This is a genomic window from Pantoea sp. RG18 (assembly GCF_025910075.1).
GTDB lineage: Bacteria > Pseudomonadota > Gammaproteobacteria > Enterobacterales > Enterobacteriaceae > Pantoea > Pantoea agglomerans.
Genome location: NZ_JAPCIL010000012.1, coordinates 138435 through 155882 on the forward strand (window position 1 = coordinate 138435; position 17448 = coordinate 155882).

The 17448-nt window shown below is 53.7% G+C and carries 15 protein-coding genes and 2 pseudogenes; 5 read left to right on the forward strand and 12 right to left on the reverse strand.

Features of this window, described 5'->3' with window-relative positions; translation table 11 throughout:
- Positions 1-9: 9 nt before the first annotated feature.
- Genes fdxH through OK409_RS13920 form a run of 4 tightly spaced genes read left to right on the forward strand, consistent with a single transcriptional unit; the run spans position 10 to position 3106 of the window.
- Complete coding sequence (gene fdxH, locus OK409_RS13905; RefSeq protein ID WP_010257476.1) at positions 10-909, forward strand: formate dehydrogenase subunit beta; 900 nt, start codon at positions 10-12, stop codon at positions 907-909.
- Positions 909-1550, forward strand: coding sequence for a formate dehydrogenase cytochrome b556 subunit (fdoI, locus tag OK409_RS13910; protein WP_010257478.1), 642 nt, complete (start codon positions 909-911; stop codon positions 1548-1550). Before fdxH ends, fdoI begins: the two co-directional genes overlap by 1 nt.
- The gene (gene fdhE / locus OK409_RS13915; RefSeq protein WP_010257482.1) at positions 1550-2473 is read left to right on the forward strand and encodes a formate dehydrogenase accessory protein FdhE; all 924 of its coding nucleotides are present in this window, start codon (positions 1550-1552) and stop codon (positions 2471-2473) included. Before fdoI ends, fdhE begins: the two co-directional genes overlap by 1 nt.
- 21 nt (positions 2474-2494) lie before the next feature.
- Positions 2495-3106 carry a glutathione S-transferase gene (locus OK409_RS13920; protein ID WP_033767621.1) on the forward strand — a complete coding sequence of 204 codons (612 nt, stop codon included), beginning with the start codon at positions 2495-2497 and terminating at the stop codon, positions 3104-3106.
- A 102-nt stretch (positions 3107-3208) separates the two neighbouring features.
- Here OK409_RS13920 and OK409_RS13925 read toward each other — a convergent pair whose 3' ends face one another.
- From OK409_RS13925 to OK409_RS13950, 6 genes are all read right to left on the reverse strand, one after another.
- Positions 3209-3523, reverse strand: a complete 315-nt coding sequence (locus OK409_RS13925) for a type II toxin-antitoxin system RelE/ParE family toxin (RefSeq protein WP_033773231.1) — start codon at positions 3521-3523, stop codon at positions 3209-3211.
- Positions 3523-3801, reverse strand: a complete 279-nt coding sequence (locus OK409_RS13930; protein WP_033773230.1) for a type II toxin-antitoxin system ParD family antitoxin — start codon at positions 3799-3801, stop codon at positions 3523-3525. The genes OK409_RS13925 and OK409_RS13930 overlap by 1 nt, the downstream gene beginning before the upstream one ends.
- 592 nt (positions 3802-4393) lie before the next feature.
- Complete coding sequence (locus tag OK409_RS13935; RefSeq protein WP_264367162.1) at positions 4394-5656, reverse strand: glycosyltransferase family 9 protein; 1263 nt, start codon at positions 5654-5656, stop codon at positions 4394-4396.
- Positions 5657-6432: 776 nt separating this feature from the next.
- Positions 6433-6630, reverse strand: coding sequence for a hypothetical protein (locus OK409_RS13940; RefSeq protein ID WP_033759390.1), 198 nt, complete (start codon positions 6628-6630; stop codon positions 6433-6435).
- 9 nt (positions 6631-6639) lie between these two features.
- A complete protein-coding gene (locus tag OK409_RS13945) occupies positions 6640-7683 on the reverse strand; it encodes a VENN motif pre-toxin domain-containing protein (protein ID WP_413629124.1) in 1044 nt (347 codons plus the stop codon).
- Between the two features lie 301 nt (positions 7684-7984).
- Complete coding sequence (locus OK409_RS13950; RefSeq protein WP_182505103.1) at positions 7985-8236, reverse strand: hypothetical protein; 252 nt, start codon at positions 8234-8236, stop codon at positions 7985-7987.
- On the opposite strand from OK409_RS13950, the pseudogene OK409_RS22500 reads away from it, so the two are divergent.
- Positions 8199-8279 (forward strand): annotated as a pseudogene (locus tag OK409_RS22500) (type I toxin-antitoxin system SymE family toxin); the annotation flags it as partial. The gene OK409_RS13950 and the pseudogene OK409_RS22500 overlap by 38 nt on opposite strands.
- 49 nt (positions 8280-8328) lie before the next feature.
- Here the strand turns inward: OK409_RS22500 and OK409_RS13955 are convergent.
- The 6 genes and pseudogenes from OK409_RS13955 to glyS form a co-directional block, all read right to left on the reverse strand.
- Entirely contained in the window at positions 8329-8694 is a 366-nt protein-coding gene (locus OK409_RS13955; protein ID WP_182505102.1) for a hypothetical protein, read from the reverse strand.
- Positions 8691-13541: pseudogene (locus OK409_RS13960) on the reverse strand (hemagglutinin repeat-containing protein); the annotation flags it as partial. The pseudogene OK409_RS13960 and the gene OK409_RS13955, both read right to left, overlap by 4 nt.
- 50 nt (positions 13542-13591) lie before the next feature.
- Positions 13592-13858, reverse strand: a complete 267-nt coding sequence (locus tag OK409_RS13965; protein ID WP_052270955.1) for a hypothetical protein — start codon at positions 13856-13858, stop codon at positions 13592-13594.
- Positions 13855-14805 carry a hypothetical protein gene (locus OK409_RS13970; RefSeq protein WP_264367164.1) on the reverse strand — a complete coding sequence of 317 codons (951 nt, stop codon included), beginning with the start codon at positions 14803-14805 and terminating at the stop codon, positions 13855-13857. Before OK409_RS13970 ends, OK409_RS13965 begins: the two co-directional genes overlap by 4 nt.
- Positions 14768-15001, reverse strand: coding sequence for a hypothetical protein (locus tag OK409_RS13975; RefSeq protein ID WP_264367165.1), 234 nt, complete (start codon positions 14999-15001; stop codon positions 14768-14770). The genes OK409_RS13970 and OK409_RS13975 overlap by 38 nt, the downstream gene beginning before the upstream one ends.
- Before the next feature lie 377 nt (positions 15002-15378).
- The gene (glyS, locus tag OK409_RS13980; RefSeq protein WP_010258943.1) at positions 15379-17448 is read right to left on the reverse strand and encodes a glycine--tRNA ligase subunit beta; all 2070 of its coding nucleotides are present in this window, start codon (positions 17446-17448) and stop codon (positions 15379-15381) included.

Sequence of the window (17448 nt, forward strand, 5' to 3'; positions counted from 1 at the left end):
TAGATGACAATGGCTTATCAATCACAAGATATTATCCGTCGCTCAGCGACCAACGGCTTTACCCCACCGCCACAGGCGCGCGATCACCAGCGTGAAGTCGCGAAGCTTATTGACGTCACCACCTGTATTGGCTGCAAAGGCTGTCAGGTCGCCTGCTCCGAATGGAACGACATCCGCGATGAAGTCGGTCATAACATCGGGGTCTATGACAACCCTACCGATTTGACCGCCAAATCCTGGACGGTGATGCGCTTCTCGGAAGTTGAAGAGAACGGCAAGCTGGCCTGGCTGATTCGCAAAGATGGCTGCATGCACTGCGCCGATCCCGGCTGCCTGAAAGCCTGTCCGTCGGCAGGTGCCATTATTCAGTACGCCAACGGCATCGTCGATTTCCAGTCTGAGCAGTGTATCGGCTGCGGCTACTGCATTGCGGGTTGCCCGTTCAACGTGCCGCGGCTCAACAAAGAGGATAACCGCGCCTACAAATGCACCCTGTGCGTGGATCGCGTCAGCGTCGGCCAGGAGCCTGCCTGTGTGAAGACCTGTCCGACCGGCGCCATTCATTTCGGCAGCAAAAGCGACATGCTGACGCTGGCGGAGGAACGTGTAGCGGAGCTGAAGTCGCGCGGGTTTGCGCAGGCTGGCCTCTACAACCCGGAAGGCGTGGGCGGCACCCACGTGATGTATGTGCTGCATCATGCCGACAAGCCTCAGCTCTACCACGGGCTGCCTGCTAACCCGGGCATCAGCCCGACGGTGACCTTCTGGAAGGGGATCTGGAAACCGCTGGCGGCGGTGGGTTTTGCCGCTACGTTCGCCGCCTCTATTTTTCACTATGTTGGCGTTGGCCCGAATCGCGTCACTGAAGAGCACGACGACAACGACGATCACCCTGAGGAGCGCAAATAATGAAAAAGCCCGATCATCTGGTGCGTTACCGCGCACCCGAACGCATCAATCACTGGATTGTCGCGATTTGCTTTGTCATGGCCGCGTTAAGCGGATTAGGGTTTTTCTTTCCGTCGTTCAACTGGCTGATGCAGATATTTGGCACACCACAGCTGGCGCGTATTCTGCATCCTTTTGTCGGCGTGGTGATGTTCGTTGCTTTTATGCTGATGTTTTTGCGTTACTGGAAACACAACCTGATTAATCGCGATGACCTTTACTGGGCCAGAAACATTCATCGGATTGCGCTGAATGAAGAGGTGGGTGATACCGGTAAATATAACTTTGGTCAGAAGTGTGTGTTCTGGGCTGCTATTATCAGCTTAGTGTTGCTGCTTGCCAGTGGCATCGTGATCTGGCGACCTTACTTTGCCGATGCCTTCGCCATTCCGCTGATTCGTCTGGCGTTGGTGGTACATTCGGTGTCAGCGGTGGCGCTGATCATCGTCATTATGGTGCACATTTATGCTGCGTTGTGGGTCAAAGGCACACTGACCGCGATGGTGGAAGGCTGGGTCAGCGCCGAATGGGCCAGGCAGCACCATCCTCGCTGGTATCGCGAGCAGCGTAATCCGCCAATAAAACAGGAAAAACGCCCCTGATGAGTATTCGCATAATCCCGCAAGATCAGCTGGAGAAAGGCGAAAAGACAACGGCGGAGATGATTCCGCCGTTACTTTTTCCACGGCTGAAAAATTTATACAGCCGTCGTGCTGCGCGACTGCGTGACCTGGCGGCGAAAAACCCACTCGGCGACTACCTGCGCTTTGCGGCGGTGATCGCTGAAGCGCAGGAGATTGTGCTGTATGACCATCCGCTGCACATCGACCTGCATGCCCGCCTGACGCAGAGCGCCAGCGAGGGTAAGCCGCCGCTGAATATTCATACCCTGCCGCGCGATCCCCACTGGCAGCGACTACTGCATTCACTGATTGCCGAGCTGAAGCCAGAGATGAGCGGTCAGGCACTGGCGGTGCTGGAGAATCTGGAGAAGGCGTCCGCCACCGAGCTGGAAACGCTGGCCAGCGCGCTGTTTACCGGCGAGTATGCGCTGGTCAGCAGCGACAAAGCACCCTTTATCTGGGCGGCGCTTTCGCTCTACTGGGCGCAGATGGCGGCCCTGATCCCAGGTAAAGCACGCGCTGAGATGGGCGATCAGCGTCAGTTCTGTCCGGTCTGCGCCAGTATGCCAGTCGCCAGCGTGGTGCATATGGGCAGTCATGAAGGCGCGCGCTATCTGCACTGTAATCTGTGCGAAAGTGAATGGCATGTGGTGCGCAGCAAATGTACCCAGTGCGAACAGTCCCGTGATCTGCACTACTGGTCGATCGACAGCGAACGGGCGGCGGTGAAAGCAGAGAGCTGTGGCGACTGCGGCACTTACCTGAAGATGCTCTATCAGGAGAAAGATCCGGCCATTGAACCGGTGGCAGATGACCTGGCATCGCTGATACTGGATGCCAGAATGGAGCAGGAAGGCTTCGCACGCAGCAGTCTCAATCCCTTTATGTTTCCTGGCGAATAGTCACTGACTCTGGAGAACCCGATGAAACTGATTGGCAGCTATACCAGCCCGTTTGTGCGTAAGATTTCGATTATCATGCTGGAAAAAGGCATTACTTTTGAATTCGTTAACGCATCGCCTTACAGCGATGACAGCCACGTGCCGCACTACAATCCGCTGGGCAAAGTTCCGGCGCTGGTCGCTGACGATAAGCAAATCTGGTTCGATTCCAGCATCATTGCGGAGTTTCTGGAACTGCGTGGTGTGGAGCCTGCTCTGCTGCCTGCCGATCCGCTTGAATCGCTTAACATCCGTCAGCTGGAGAAGCTGGCGGATGGCGTCAGCGATGCCGCGCTGGTAATCGTGCGCGAGCAGATGCGACCGGGTGATCAACAGTCGGAAGAGGTGCTGCTGCGCAATCGTGAAAAGATTCAGCGCAGCCTCGACATGCTGGAAGCGAAGGCGGCAGAGGGGAAATGGCTTAACAACGGACAGCTCAATCTGGCGGATATCGCCACCGGTTGCATGATCGGCTACCTCAATTTCCGTCGCGTAGTGCCGAACTGGTGTGTCGAACGACCGGCGCTGGTGAAGCTGGCGGAAACGCTGTTTCAGCGCGAGAGCTTTGCGCGGACGACGCCGCCTGCGGCGTGATGGGTCAGGCGAAATAACTATCAAAGCGCCCCGGGCAGGCATGGAAGCGACATTTTGTTACGCTGCACAGGAAAAATATAATCGGCCTGCTGGTCTGACAACTCAGTCAATTTCGTCTCCAGACAGGTCATTTTCATAATCCTGCCCGCCATGCCATATGCCTAAAACACTCACTGTTTTCTCAGACAGCATGAAAGCAATTATTGTCCGTCTGCGGTAATTGGTGATTCTCAGTCCTGGCAGAAGATCATCACGACAGTTCCCTCTATGTGGGAACTGTGCAAGAGACTCACAATAATCGATGACGTTTTCCGTAAAGTTTAAAGCGGTATAGGGTGTCGCTGCTTGCGCGATATAACGGTAAAGTTCTGCCAGTTGTTCCTGCGCCTCTGGTGCGAACACCACCCTGTAAACCATTACTCCTCCCCGGTCGCCTTCCTGTGTTCCGCTTTCAGTCTGTTCCTGAGGTCGTTAGCGCTCAGGCTTTGTGTTTCGCCACTTTGAAGTGCTTCCCAGGCGGGCACTACCTTTTCATGCAGCCATTGTTCCACGGCATGATCCCGTGCCATCAGCGCACGCAATCCTTCACGGATCACTTCGCTTTCCGATGCATATTCGCCGCTGGCAACACGTGCCTTAACCTGTGCTGCCATTTCATTGGGCAGCGTGATACTCATCTGTTGTGTTGTTCTCATGGGTAACCTCTTTCTTCTGCCTGATAGGATTTAATCATACTCACCTTTCTGGCAGCTGTCAGTTTCACACTCTGTTGTGTCGCTCTCTCCTGAGAATTGGGGACTTACAGATGTCGTCGAGGGTATCCGGTTTTCAACAGCGCGATAGCACATCTTATCAGCGGTTCAGGCACTGTCATTATCGGACAGTGTAAAAACCATACAGATTATAATGTGCATAACCTGGACTTAAAGATTGAATAGCTGGCTGTTTAAAGGAGCTGAAGAGGGATTCAGGAATAGAAAACCACACAAAATCTGCCGGAAAAATAATGGGTTTTTCAGAGACGACTCGCAGTTTATTACCTGGCTTTTTGGGATTAAAGGTTATTGTTTTCAGGCAAATTTTTACCTACGAGCATACCCACCACCGCATGCACAATCAGGTTTGCTTCAGTATTTCACCACATCTTTTCTGTCAGCCCCTTTCGTGATAGTCAGCGTATGTATCTGCTCTGCAGGATAGGGTGCCGCTGCGGCGTGAGAGCTTTCTAAGCCAGCCCACTTAAGAAGGACAATGGTGTCTGGCACGGCAGGACGCTTTATCTGCTGGTCAGCAACAGAGCTGATCAGAGGAGGCGATACAGTAGTCGGGAGCATGATAACCGTGGGTACAAACAGGTTCTTTCAACTCGATCACCGATACAGATTTCTGGATTTTCACCTCACGCTTGCCCAATAAATTCCTGCGGATTACCTCTTTAAAAATACGCTCAGGGATATTCTCAGCATCGGATGTTTTATCATCATGAACAATGATGTGGCTTGCGTTTTCATAGCCTGGCGCCCACATATTATTATTAGGCGCATTTTTGTAAACGGCGATAAGAGGTTTTTTCCACGCAGCAGAGATATGTACAATTGATGTATCTGGCGTTATCACCATATCCGATTCTTTAATTAATGCCATCACATGATGCAAAGTATAAAAGGGATTTTTCACAACATTTTCAGGAAGCGGCACCGCTATTTCATTACGATGATCCAAGGTGATGATTTTCACCTCTCTGCTGTTATTATTAATCATATTAATAACTTTCAGCAATTGCTGTTGTGAGAAGTTCCTTTCCGGCGTGCCAGCAAAAGCATTAATAAGAATTTTTTTCTTATTTTCCCAGGGACTAAGAAAGTGCCTCACCTCTTCAAGCACAACATCAGGAAAATGAAGACTGTAAGTGAAATTGCCTGTCGCTTTAACGCCAATGCTTTTACTTATCAAAGAAAGTAACTCTGTAACATGCTGCTTTTCATTTTTATAGGGAACCGAAACTGTGTAATGGCTGATGTCAGATTCCTTATTTAGGCCAATAACGAATCTGGCATTGATATCCCGAAATAACTTCATCCGATGCACCGGCGTTTCGGATAAGCAAGGATCGATAATCAGATCATACTTATTTCTATTTAGCTTCTTCATCGTTGCTTTTGAAACGGTATGATAAAAAGACTTCAGGTAATGGTTATAACTGCAAGTTCCTGACTTATAAATATGCCTGATAAAAGGGCTGTATTTTATTACGTCGTAACAGGCTTCAGTTACCAGCAAATCTACTGCATAGCCAGCCTGATGAAGTGACCTGATGAGTGGCATCGAAACGATGATATCACCCACTTTTCCTTCATTGCGAACAAGCAGTATAGTTTTCACGGAGTCAGGTTCAAAGGAGACCTTTTTCCGTTTATCCCACAGAAGCTTTGCAATAGACATTCTTGCCTCGAGTTTCACCTCTTTGAGATAGTAGTTTTTTCTTCGATTCCATTCGCGTATTTTTTTGAATCGTCCCTTTGATACGGTGATCCTCACATCCTTATTCATTTCACCCTTCCTGCTTCCTGAGCAGATCATTCATTTGATACAAAAAATCACTTGAATCAATCGTCTTTTATTTATATTAACCTTTTAATAAGTGTGTGATTCTACAACATCCTGAAACGCTTACGCTATACAATAATATTTAATCGTTCTGCAGGATCATTATTCAATTAACATCACTTATTGGATTTTTGCTAAAAACACCCAGCCATTATCGTTCCCATTAACCTTACTGCATCATGCGCCGTGATATGACAACTCAGGTTGCTAAATATAAGTTATTCACTGACAGGTCAATAATAGTGAGTTCTGATAAATAATCTACTCAAAGACAATCATTGAATAGAATTAGCTATTTTTAATATTACTTCCCGAATACTTATTACGGACATAGCGCCAGGGTAAACGCTTTCAGGGGTAATGGCGAGTTGATTATTGACGGGAAAGCCTGTTTTTTAAGTGGGCCGTTCAACCTGATCCACTTTGGGGTCTCGGGGCGAAGCCCAGACCAGGTTATTTTGTCATTACCGCCACGGCATGGCGGTAATGACAAAAAATTTCCTGTCCCTCACTTTACCTACGATTGAAGATACCAGTTGGTCGATATCGGTATGGTGAATAGATGATGGATGGCGACTGGATCATCGAGTCCGATATTACCGACGCTGAACAACAGGAGGCCACCGCTGCACCCGGCGCACGTCGGTCATGGCGGCGGGAGGATGGGGTTTTTAGGGCGTAAAAGCACAAATCTCGGCCAACTGGCCGGGATTTTTGTACTAATTCCATTCCACATTAAAATCAGCTAACTGATTATCTAGGAACTGTCTTTTCTCAAACCAATAATCAAAAACCTCAGCCTCTCCGCTACTTAAAATTAGGTAGAACCCTCCTGTTTCACCCTCTGTATCATCGACAATTTGGATTTCCCATCCAGCATATTCGCCATCATTAACGATGCCTTTCTTTAAGAGCATTTTGCTTCCTTAGTCTTTATAAGGAACATGGTTGTTCGAAATATACTTGCCTGTTGTAGGATTTTTTACACCAAAATGTACGTGTGGAACTCCCGGCGCATGGGCACCACCAATTGAACCTGAGTCAATCCTAAATTCTTTTGTCCCATCAGCACTATGGTAAACACCAGATCCTGGTTTTCCAATCTCTTTATATCCCGTTCCTAAGAATTTTAAACCAGCAGCTAACGCTTCATCTGAACTCAAAGCTGTTGAACTGGTGAAGTTTTTCTTACCAGATAAGGTCTCATTAATGACAGTATCTATCTTGCTGTTTGAATTCTCTGAAAGATAAACTATGTCTTTCTTCGTGAGAGGATCAGCTCCCGGATTGACTAAGATATTCCCAACAGTATCAGGTTTTCCTTCCGTATTACCGGTATTAGTAGCTCCCTGTCCTGAAGCCTGATTATTACCAGTGTTGGTCGGCGTATCATTTGGATCTAACTGCTGATTTCCACCTGTGTTGGCTGGACCTGACCCAGCTATCTGGTCACCACCGGTATGAACAGGCGCGTATTTATCATGAAGCGAACTGAGATACTTTCTTGTGATCTCGTCGTTACCCATCATTTGCAGGGTAACAAGATGCTCCAGTTCGTCGGAGGTTATTTTATCAGCTACATCTTTAATGGCCACTCCGGCAAGTCCTGTGATTCCGGCTTTCGCACCAATCTCCAGCAACTGCTCTGCAACCTCATTCCGGCACGGTGAAAGTGCGGCACAACCACGCGCAACCAGTGCAAGATTATTGTTTTCAACCACGTTCTTACCCGCCTGCGCACCCGCCACCGCATCCGCCGTGCTGTCACCAACCACGCCGCCCGCCAGACCCGCCGCCAGCGTCCCCAGCGCACTGATCGTCTGGCGCTGCTCCTCAGACAGGTCTTTACGTTTAACGCCCGGATACAGCTGCTGCGCGATGTACTCGCCCATCATCGCGCCCGAGGCTCCGGCCAGCGCAGCATTGCCCGCCGCGTACGAGGTTACCGCACCCAGCACCGCGTGCGCCATCAGGTTCACCTGGACATTAACCTTACCGTTCGCGTCCGTGGTCAGCTCGTGTATCTTTTCCGCCAGGTAGGTGCCGCCGCGCCGCTTATCGCCTGCGCCACGTTCCCGCCCGACAGGCCCTGCACCGCCGCCGTCACCGCGCTGATGCCCTGCTGCAGCGACGAACCCGTGCCGAACGGCTTCATCGCGTTGTCATACGCCCGCTGCTATATATCGGCTTCCGTATAAGGCTTACCGCTTGCCGCCAGTTGCTCACGCGCCGCCTGAAGAGCCGCCGGGTCCTGCTGCGCCTTCATGCCCGCTATCTGGCCCTGCGTCCGTGCGATATCTCCCGCCTGAGCCCCGATTGCCTGCCGATGGTGAAGCCGATGCCGCCGCTGCCCAGCAGGCCGCTTTTTTTCTTTTCTTTCAGCTGGTAGTGGCTGTCGGTCTCGGTCGCCGCGCCAATCTCCACATTGCGCCCGGCCCGCAGACTGACGTCCCGATCGGCGGCCACCGTCAGCTCACGCCCGGCGATGGGCTTTACGACCGGGCAGAAGATCGAGGTGATCACCGGGCCGGGGCAGCTGATCGTCCAGCTGGCGACTGAGGGATAACTGGCTGACTTATAAAGTAAAAACCCCAACCAGTTGGCTGGGGTTTTTACTATTTAACAGGATAGTTGTAATGCTCTGGGATCTTATAATTTTCAGGAAAATCTTCTGTATTTGGAAGCAGGGTAAATCTATCAACATCCTCCCCTGCCTGATAAAAAACGCCATATATTCCTGATAAGAAAGTTGATATACGTAGCAACGCTGCCTGTATTGCTAACTCGTCATTATTTTCTTTCGCATTAAAAAAAAGTTCAATTGTCAAGTTAAGATTATTTATATCTCTCTGAATACTTTCAACAATTGAATAATCTTCTGATAAGTAAATATCGTCTGCATCAAGCTCTTCTGATGACCTCTGTTTTAATAACTCCAGATAAGCATCTTTGAATTTATCCAGCATACTAATATCAATCATTTGGGTAACCTCCGTCCTTCAGCTCTGGCTGCCTTAGTTTTTGCATCATTAAACGAACCATCAAGATTAAGGACTGCTTTTACTTTTGTCCCTGTACTATCAAAAACCTCAATATGATCTTTATGTTTAGCATCTAGGTAAAATTGATCACCCTTTTTAATATAATCACCGACCGATTTATTTGCTTTATAGACAGCTTGCCCCTGATATTGCTTACTAGTTTTCTTAGATAATTCTTTAATTTCGCTGCCAAAGCCAGACTGTTTAAAAAACTCGCCGATATTTCCTACGGCTCCAGCATTAGGCACATGTGGGACTTTTTTACCCGGCAATATGATCCCGGCCAGCATCCCGCCGGTTGCTTCCAGCGCTACCTGGTTCCCTTCGGATGCCTGCTTAATAGTATCAGCAACCGCAGACCAGGTATCACTACTCATCAGCGCTTTAACGCTGTCTGCCACCGCCTGATTCTTACCGGACAGGTCATTAAGCGCTGTACCGCAGTAACTGTCCCCGGTCGCGCACGACGCCAGCGCCATTGCTGCGTCAGCAGCGTAATCTGCTCCGCCTAATGCCGCATCGCCGGTATCAGCAAGCGCATTAATAATGCCGTTGGCGATGGAAGAGGTTGTGCCCTCACCCAGCTTTTCCCTGACCTGACTCTTCAGCGATTCAGCTACCTGCTTCGCCGTTTCACGGGCTTTGTCACCACTCAGCGAGTTGAACTCCAGCGCATTTTTACCCGCCTGAGCCCCCGCAACAACATCCGCCGTGCTGTCACCCACAACGCCGCCCGCAAGACCCGCCGCCAGCGTACCCAGCGCGCTTATCGTCTGCCGCTGCTCCTCAGACAGGTCACTGCGCTTAACCCCCGGATACAGCTGCTGCGCGATGTATTCGCCCATCATCGCGCCCGAGGCTCCGGCCAGCGCAGCATTGCCCGCCGCGTACGAGGTTACCGCACCCAGCACCGCGTGCGCCATCAGGTTCGCCTGGACATTAACCTTACCGTTCGCGTCCGTGGTCAGCTCGTGTATCTTTTCCGCCAGGTACGGTGCCGACGCGCCGCTTATCGCCTGCGCCACGTTCCCGCCCGACAGGCCCTGCACTGCCGCCGTCACTGCGCTGATGCCCTGCTGCAGCGACGAACCCGTGCCGAACGGCTTCATCGCGTTGTCATACGCCCGCTGCGATATATCGGCTTCCGTATAAGGCTTACCGCTTGCCGACAGCTGCTCACGCGCCGCCTGAAGAGCCGCCGGATCCTGCTGCGCCTTCAGGCCCGCTATCTGGCCCTGCGTCCGTGCGATATCCCCCGCCTGAGCCCCGATTTCCCCGATAAGCTGCGCCTCCTTCAGCCGGTTCTGCTCCTTCTCCTTATCAAAGATGACGTCCAGCCCCGGGTTCGCGTTCGCCACGTCGCGACTCAGCTCTGCCACGTCCTGCTTCTGCTTCGACGGGTCGCGGATGACTATCGTGCCTTCGCTCACCGCCGCCTTCGTGGTGGAGTCCGCGCTGCCGCTGTCGTTCAGCCCCGCCAGCATGCCGTTCGCCATGTTCCCGGCGAACTGACCGCCAATGCCGCCGCCGGTGCTCATGCCCGCGCTCTGGTGCTCCACCTCATATTCCGCGTGGTTATCAATATTGCCGAAGCCCAGCGTGCCGGTGTCGAGCCTGTTCTTATCGGCGGTAGCCGTTGAGCTGATGACCGCGCCGTTCAGCTGCGTGTGCTCACCCACCGTGACGTCAAAGCCGCCCTTCCCGGCAAAGATACCGGTCTGCTCGGCCACGCTCTGCCAGGTGCTGTGCATCTTATCCCGGCTCACGTTCACGTTCGCCGACCCGGTCATTGAGCCGAAGGTGAAGCTGCCGCCCGCGCTGGCGCTCTGCTGTTTGCTGTCGTAGCGGTCGCTGTCCTGCTCCGAGGTCAGCGTCAGGTTGCGGCCCGCATCCACCTTCACGCTCTCACCGCTGGCCTGCGCGCCCGTGAGCGTGATGTCGCGCCCGCTGGTCAGGCTGAGCCGGTTGCCCGCGTCCAGCGTGGTCTCACTGTGCGTCAGCCCGTTGCCTTTTTCGCTGCCCTTCGCCGCGTTGACGCTCGCCGACACGCTGATGCCGTAGCCGCCCGACCCCACGCCGATGCCGACACCGACGCTGCCGCCCTTGCTGCTGTTCTTACTGTCGGTGCTCTGCGTGTTCTGCGCCGACTGCAGCAGAATGTCCCGCGACGCATCCAGGCTCAGGTCGCCGCCCGCCTTCAGCTGGCTGCCGGCGATGCTGATGTTGCCGCTCTGCGCCGTACCGTTTTTGCCGGTTGCCGTGACGGTCAGATTCCGGCCCGCCGTCAGCGTACTGCCCTGCGACTGACTGCTCTCAGTACGCGCTTCGCTTTTCGACGACTGGCTGCCGTACGAGGCGCTGACGCCGATGGTGTTGGTCGATCCCGCCTGATAGCCGTCCTGCCCCGGCTTCAGGTCGCCGGCGGCATTGTGCGCGTCCGCGGCGGCAGTGTTCAGCCCGTCCATCTGAGCCGCCTGCGCCGCCTGCACCCCGTTCAGCGCCGCCTGGGTGTTCTGCAGCGCGCTGACCCGCCCGTCACCCGCCTTCCTGGCCTGCTGCGCGCTGCTCACCGCCGTGTTGAGCGCGCTGCCTGCCGTGCCTGACAGGGCGATGCTCAGACCGCTCTGTTTCTGCTCGAAGGTTTCCTTACGGCTGCGTGAATCAAAGCCCGGGTCGATAGTTACGCTGTCGCCCGTCAGGTTCATGTCTTTACCCGCCACCAGGTCTGCGCCGCCGACGTGCAGCCGGTTGCCCGCCGTGATATCCACGCTGCCCTGGCTGCTGCCGATGGTGCTGACGCTCTGGCTCTGGGTGGTGCCTTTCTCATCAATTTCGTGCCGCGTGGACTGCTTGCCGACGGTGAAGCCGATGCCGCCGCTGCTCATCAGCCCGCTTTTTTTCTTTTCTTTCAGCTGGTAGTGGCTGTCGGTCTCGGTTGCCGCGCCGATCTCCACGTCGCGTCCGGCCCGCAGACTGACGTCCTGGTCTGCGGCCACCGCCGAGCCGGTCACCGTCAGGTCGCGCCCGGCAATGACCGTGACACTTTCGCCGCTCAGCAGGCTGCCGTTCTCACGGGTGGTAACGTCCCGCGTCACGCTGTGACTGCTACTTTTGTTCAGCAGGCCTTTATTCTCTGAGCGTTCTTCACTATAGAGTGACTCACGTTCGGTGGCGGTGTTGAGCACCACGTCCTGTTTCGCCTGAAGCCCGACCGCGCCCTGTTCGCTGTGAAGCGTACTGCCGGTCACGGTGACGTCGCCCTCGCGCCCAATCACTGTTACGCCCTGCTGCCCGCTGAAGGTGCTACCGGTGCTGCTCTCGCGCACGCTTTCTTCTTCACGATGGGTGCGGGTATTACCCTCACGCTTGTTTTCGCTGTCCTGATCGAGCAGGCTGGCCCGCGCATCTTTAATGGTGACGTTCTGCGCGCTGACGCCGATGCGGCCCTGGGTACTGTCAACCTGCGCGCCTTCGGCCAGCAGGTTATTACCCGCCACCAGCGTCACACCCTGAGCGCCGCTCAGGGTGCTGAGCAAAAGACGATCTTCCGTGCGACTGTTGCTGACCGACGAGGTCCGGCTGTCGGCCTCAAGATGGGTGGTATTGGTGGTGGTTTCAGCGCCGATGCGGATGTCGCCGCCAGCCTGAACCCGGGCGGAGCCGGAGGCGCTGGCCTGGCTACCGGTCAGCGTCAGGTCACGACCGGCCGAGAGCAGAAGATTGCCACCGGCGTTAAGCTCGCTGCCCTGCGCCTGCTGCCACTCGCCGCTGACCTGCGCCATGCGCCTGCCCGCTTCTTCTATGCCGCTGCTGGTGCGGTTGCCCATCGCCCCGGAGATAACGTTCAGGCTGCCGCTGTGACTGCTTTTCGCGGCACCGATCTCAAGGTTGTTGCGCGCGCTCAGACTGAGGTTATTGGTGGCATTGAGTTTCGCGCCATGCAGCCGGATATCGGTGCCACTGAGGCTGATATCCCCAGCACTCATCGTCGCCTGACGCAGGGCATTCTGCAGATCGGTGCTGATCGTCAGCGTCTCCGCCTTCACATCAATGCTGCCCGCCTTGATATCGCCGCCCAGGTGCTGAAACTGCCAGCTGTCGATGGAGAGCGCCTGATCCGCAAAGAGGTTACCGGCATTGGTCACGCTCTCTGCCGAGAGCTGCAGATTACCGCCGCCAATCACCGCGCCCGCGCCAGTCAGGCGCAGCGTGGTCTGTGCCAGATAAACTTTCGGCACCCACACCGTCTGAGGGCCGTCTGCCGTATCAACCGTTTCGCTGACCAGCCAGACGATATCCTGTTGCAGCGCCGCAATCTGTTGCGGCGTCAACGCCACGCCCGGCACCAGATGGAAATCCTGCGCCACTTTAGAGCCGTTGTTCATTAGCTCCTGATACTGCGCCATCGCATCCCAGCCGTTAACGGAAGGCCTGCCGGTCAGTTTCAGGACCTGCTCGCGTACCAGACGCTGCTCATAAAAACCGTCGCCCAGGCGTTTATGCACCTGTGACGGATCGTAACCCACCCGTTCAAGCAGATAGTCGCTGCTGATAAATTTGCTCTTGCTGGTAAAACGCTCGTCAGTCACGATCAGATACGGGCTGCCCGCCGCGGTATGCTGGCTGAACAGACCATTATTGGGGATGGTTGTGGCGACCTTCTCCAGCTGTTGTAGCGACGTCAGAGCCAGCTCAGCCGGTAACAGTGGGCGACCCGATGTGTTAGCACCCGTCGTAAGTTCTGTGTCGCCGTCATGGCGGGCGGCCCCGTCTACGGCAAAGGCTAGGCCAGGCCATGCCAGGCCACACGGTATTATCTGGTCAATGATTGAGGATATTAAATACCCTTGTTAAAACCCCTATTACCAAACTGATGCCCAAAACATTTTCCAGTTTTCATATCGACGTAAATATTCACGGGAGTAGAGGTCTCAATCTCCATCCATGACTTGTTTTCTACATCTTCGCTAGAAGTCTCAACGATATAGCATTCAACACCATCATAAAAAGCCGTTTTAATGAAAGTAAATTTCTCACTCCATCCCACTTTATGTCGGGATGCATAGTCACGAGCGGCGTTCTTAGCGTCTTCTAGGTTTATCATTGCTGAATTCCATAATAGACATTGTACATAGCACCGCCTACAACAACCGGCCCAAGAAGCACGCCAGCTGCTTCATGTCGAAGTGCGGTAAAGGTAATCTCATAGTTATTGGTTAACGGAAATTTGAAACCATCAATAACATAACGTGGTGACATCCCTTTCGCTCTCATTAGCCCAACCATCTCGGCAAATGCTTCTTCCAGATACCGTAAAGTATATGACCTGTTGTAGGAGCTAATATGCATAAAGGCTCTAAGCTCCCGAAGCAGATAAAACTTTGGCGCAATGTAGGAATGTACCCGCTCATGATATATAGCCACCAGAACATCCTCAGCCGCTTGTTCCGCTGTTTTTACTGTGCGGTCGTAGGCTCTGCCAATAGTAATGTCACCCCATAAATTAGTTGAACCTAACCCGGCATTTTGCTTATCAGTAAAGCGGATTTTTGGGCGATACCGCCAGGATGAAGAAGTGTTTCGGGGGCCATTCATTGCGCGGCCCACTGATGCGCTGTATTTAGGCATACGTATATTTCTGTATGAATGCCTGAAGGCGTCGCGAGGGTTCTTTTTCAGTAAAATCGCCATCACAGTATCTACGCCAATCATGGTAATGGCTGCAGCTAAACAGACAGCCGCATCATCAAGATCACTTTCAGTTCTGGCTTTGTATGTTGTCTTACCGAATTCGTAGAGCTTTTTTGAAGCCTCAGCAGCCACACCACCTACGGCAACCCAACCCGCCACAATCAGAATGAGGTCAGCTAACTCACCAATACCAAAAAAGTGTGCACCAGCCCATAAACCAGTTATTGCAGCCATTGTGGCCAATGCTTGAGGGGTCAGCATTGCCAACAATTGTTGACCGACATCACCAGGCAGAATTTTTGCAGCCTTAGTGATGGAAACTTCAAGTTTTTGCTGCATATCCATATTTGAGACATTCATCTAAACACCTTTTAGAATTATTTTCACGCATCTGCTGACGCAACTGTTGCCCGGTTTCAATCGCCTGGCCTTCTTCGCGGGGATTATCGGCTGGCGGGGCTGCCATCAGCGGGGAAGCAGAGCAGAGCAGCGCGCCTGCCACCATGGTGAGCAGACGCACTGGCGGATGACAGAGCGATAAACAAATCCTTTTCATGAAAATTCCATTTCACTAAATGTAACCGGGTGTAAATTCTGGCGAATTATCCATCAGGAGAGGGGAAAAACAAGAGGGCTGGCTATTTTTAGGGCGGTTTCTTAACCACCGGATTGATGAAAAAATTTAGAGTATGACAGGAGAAAAATTAACAAGTAAACATTTGATATATATGAAACATTTATAATCTGGCGCATCACAACAGCCGATTCCTGATGACCGGCAATGGCAGTTTGAGCACTTTAGCGTATTCATTTGCACCCTAAAAAATGGCCGCTATAGCGGTCACACTCAGGTATGAGTTGAAGACATCAGGCCAAAAAAATCCCATAAAAAAAGGGACGATTGCTCGTCCCTTTTTCGCACAACAAATAGCATTACTGCAGCAGCGAGATATCCGCGACCTGCAGGAACAGCTCACGCAGTTTTGACAGCAGCGTCAGGCGATTAACCCGCACCGCCTGATCGTCGGCGTTAACCATCACTTTATCGAAGAAGTTGTCTACCGCAGTACGCAGCTGTGCCAGTTCGACCAGCGCATCCTGATAACGACCTTCAGCGAAGTAAGGCTGCAGCTTGCTGCTCAGCGCAGTGACAAAGGTCGCCAGCTGGATCTCTTCGTTCTCTTTCAGCAGCGACGCCTGCACGCTCTCATTCAGCGTTTCGGTCGATTTCGCCAGAATGTTAGAGACGCGCTTGTTCGCCGCCGCCAGTGCTGCGGCTGCTTCCAGCGTACGGAAGTGCGACACCGCTTTCATGCGTGCATCAAAATCAGCCGGACGGGTCGGACGACGCGCCAGAACCGCCTGCAGCGTGTCGATGCTGTGACCCTCTTCCTGATACCAGGCGCGGAAGCGACCCAGCATAAAGTCGATCACATCATCCACCACGCGGGCGTTGCTCAGCTTGCTGCCATACAGGCGCACCGCTTCTTCGGTCAGAGTCTGCAGGTCGAGCGGCAGGTTCTTCTCAACGATGATACGCAGCACGCCCAGCGCCGCACGACGCAGTGCGAACGGGTCTTTGTCGCCTTTTGGATGCTGACCAATGCCGAAAATACCGGCCAGCGTATCCATTTTATCGGCAATCGCCAGTGCACAGGCGACAGGGCTGGACGGCAGATCGTCACCGGCAAAGCGCGGCTGATACTGCTCATTCAGCGCCACCGCCACATCTTCGGCTTCGCCGTCGTGACGCGCGTAGTGCATGCCCATCACGCCCTGGGTGTCGGTGAACTCGAAGACCATGTTGGTCATCAGGTCACACTTCGACAGCAGGCCCGCGCGGGTGGCGTGATTCACATCTGCGCCAATTTCACCGGCAATCCAGCCCGCCAGGGCCTGAATGCGATCGGTTTTATCGCGCAGCGTGCCCAGCTCTTTCTGGAACAGCACCGTCTCCAGACGCGGCAGGTGATCTTCCAGACGCTTTTTGCGGTCGGTATTAAAGAAGAACTCCGCATCGGCCAGGCGTGGACGTACCACCTTCTCGTTGCCGGAGATAATCTGACGCGGATCGCTGGATTCGATGTTGGTGACGAAAATGAAGTTCGGCATCAGGTTGCCGTCATTGTCATACACCGGGAAATACTTCTGATCGCCTTTCATGGTGTAGACCAGCGCTTCCGCAGGTACCTTGAGGAATTTCTCTTCAAAGGTCGCGGTCAGGACCACCGGCCACTCCACCAGCGATGTCACCTCTTCCAGCAGGCTGTCGCTGATATCAGCGTTGCCGCCTAAACGGCGTGCTGCTGCTTCAGCATCGGCTTTAATCATCGCTTTGCGGACCTGATAGTCGGCAATGACCTGGCCGCGTTTTTCCAGCACATCAGGGTACTGATCGGCGTTGTCGAGCGTGATTTCGCTTTCACCCATAAAGCGGTGACCACGAATAACCCGATCTGACTTAATGCCCAGAATGGTGCCTGGGATCAGCTCATCGCCCAGCAGCATCGTCACGGTGTGAACCGGACGAACGAACTGCACATCGCTGTTGCCCCAGCGCATCAGTTTTGGCACCGGCAGCTTGCTGAGCGCGGTAGCGATCATTGCGGGCAGCAGCGCCTGGGCCGCTTCGCCTTTGACCTGAGCGCGATAAACCAGCCATTCGCCTTTATCGGTGGCGAGACGTTCAGCCTGATCGACGGTAATGCCGTTGCCACGCGCCCAGCCTTCAGCGGCTTTGGTCGCATTGCCGTCAGCGTCAAACGCAGCAGAGATCGCCGGTCCACGCTTCTCTACTTCCCGATCGGGTTGTGAGGCGCTCAGGTTGGCGACTTTCAGCGCCAGACGACGCGGCGCAGCAAACCAGCTGACCTCGCCGTGGCTCAGGTTAGCGGCATCCAGTTCAGCAGTGACCTGCGCGGCAAAGGCTTCTGCCAGGCTGCGCAGGGCTTTTGGTGGCAGCTCTTCGGTGCCGATCTCCACCAGGAAGGTTTGTTCAGTCAT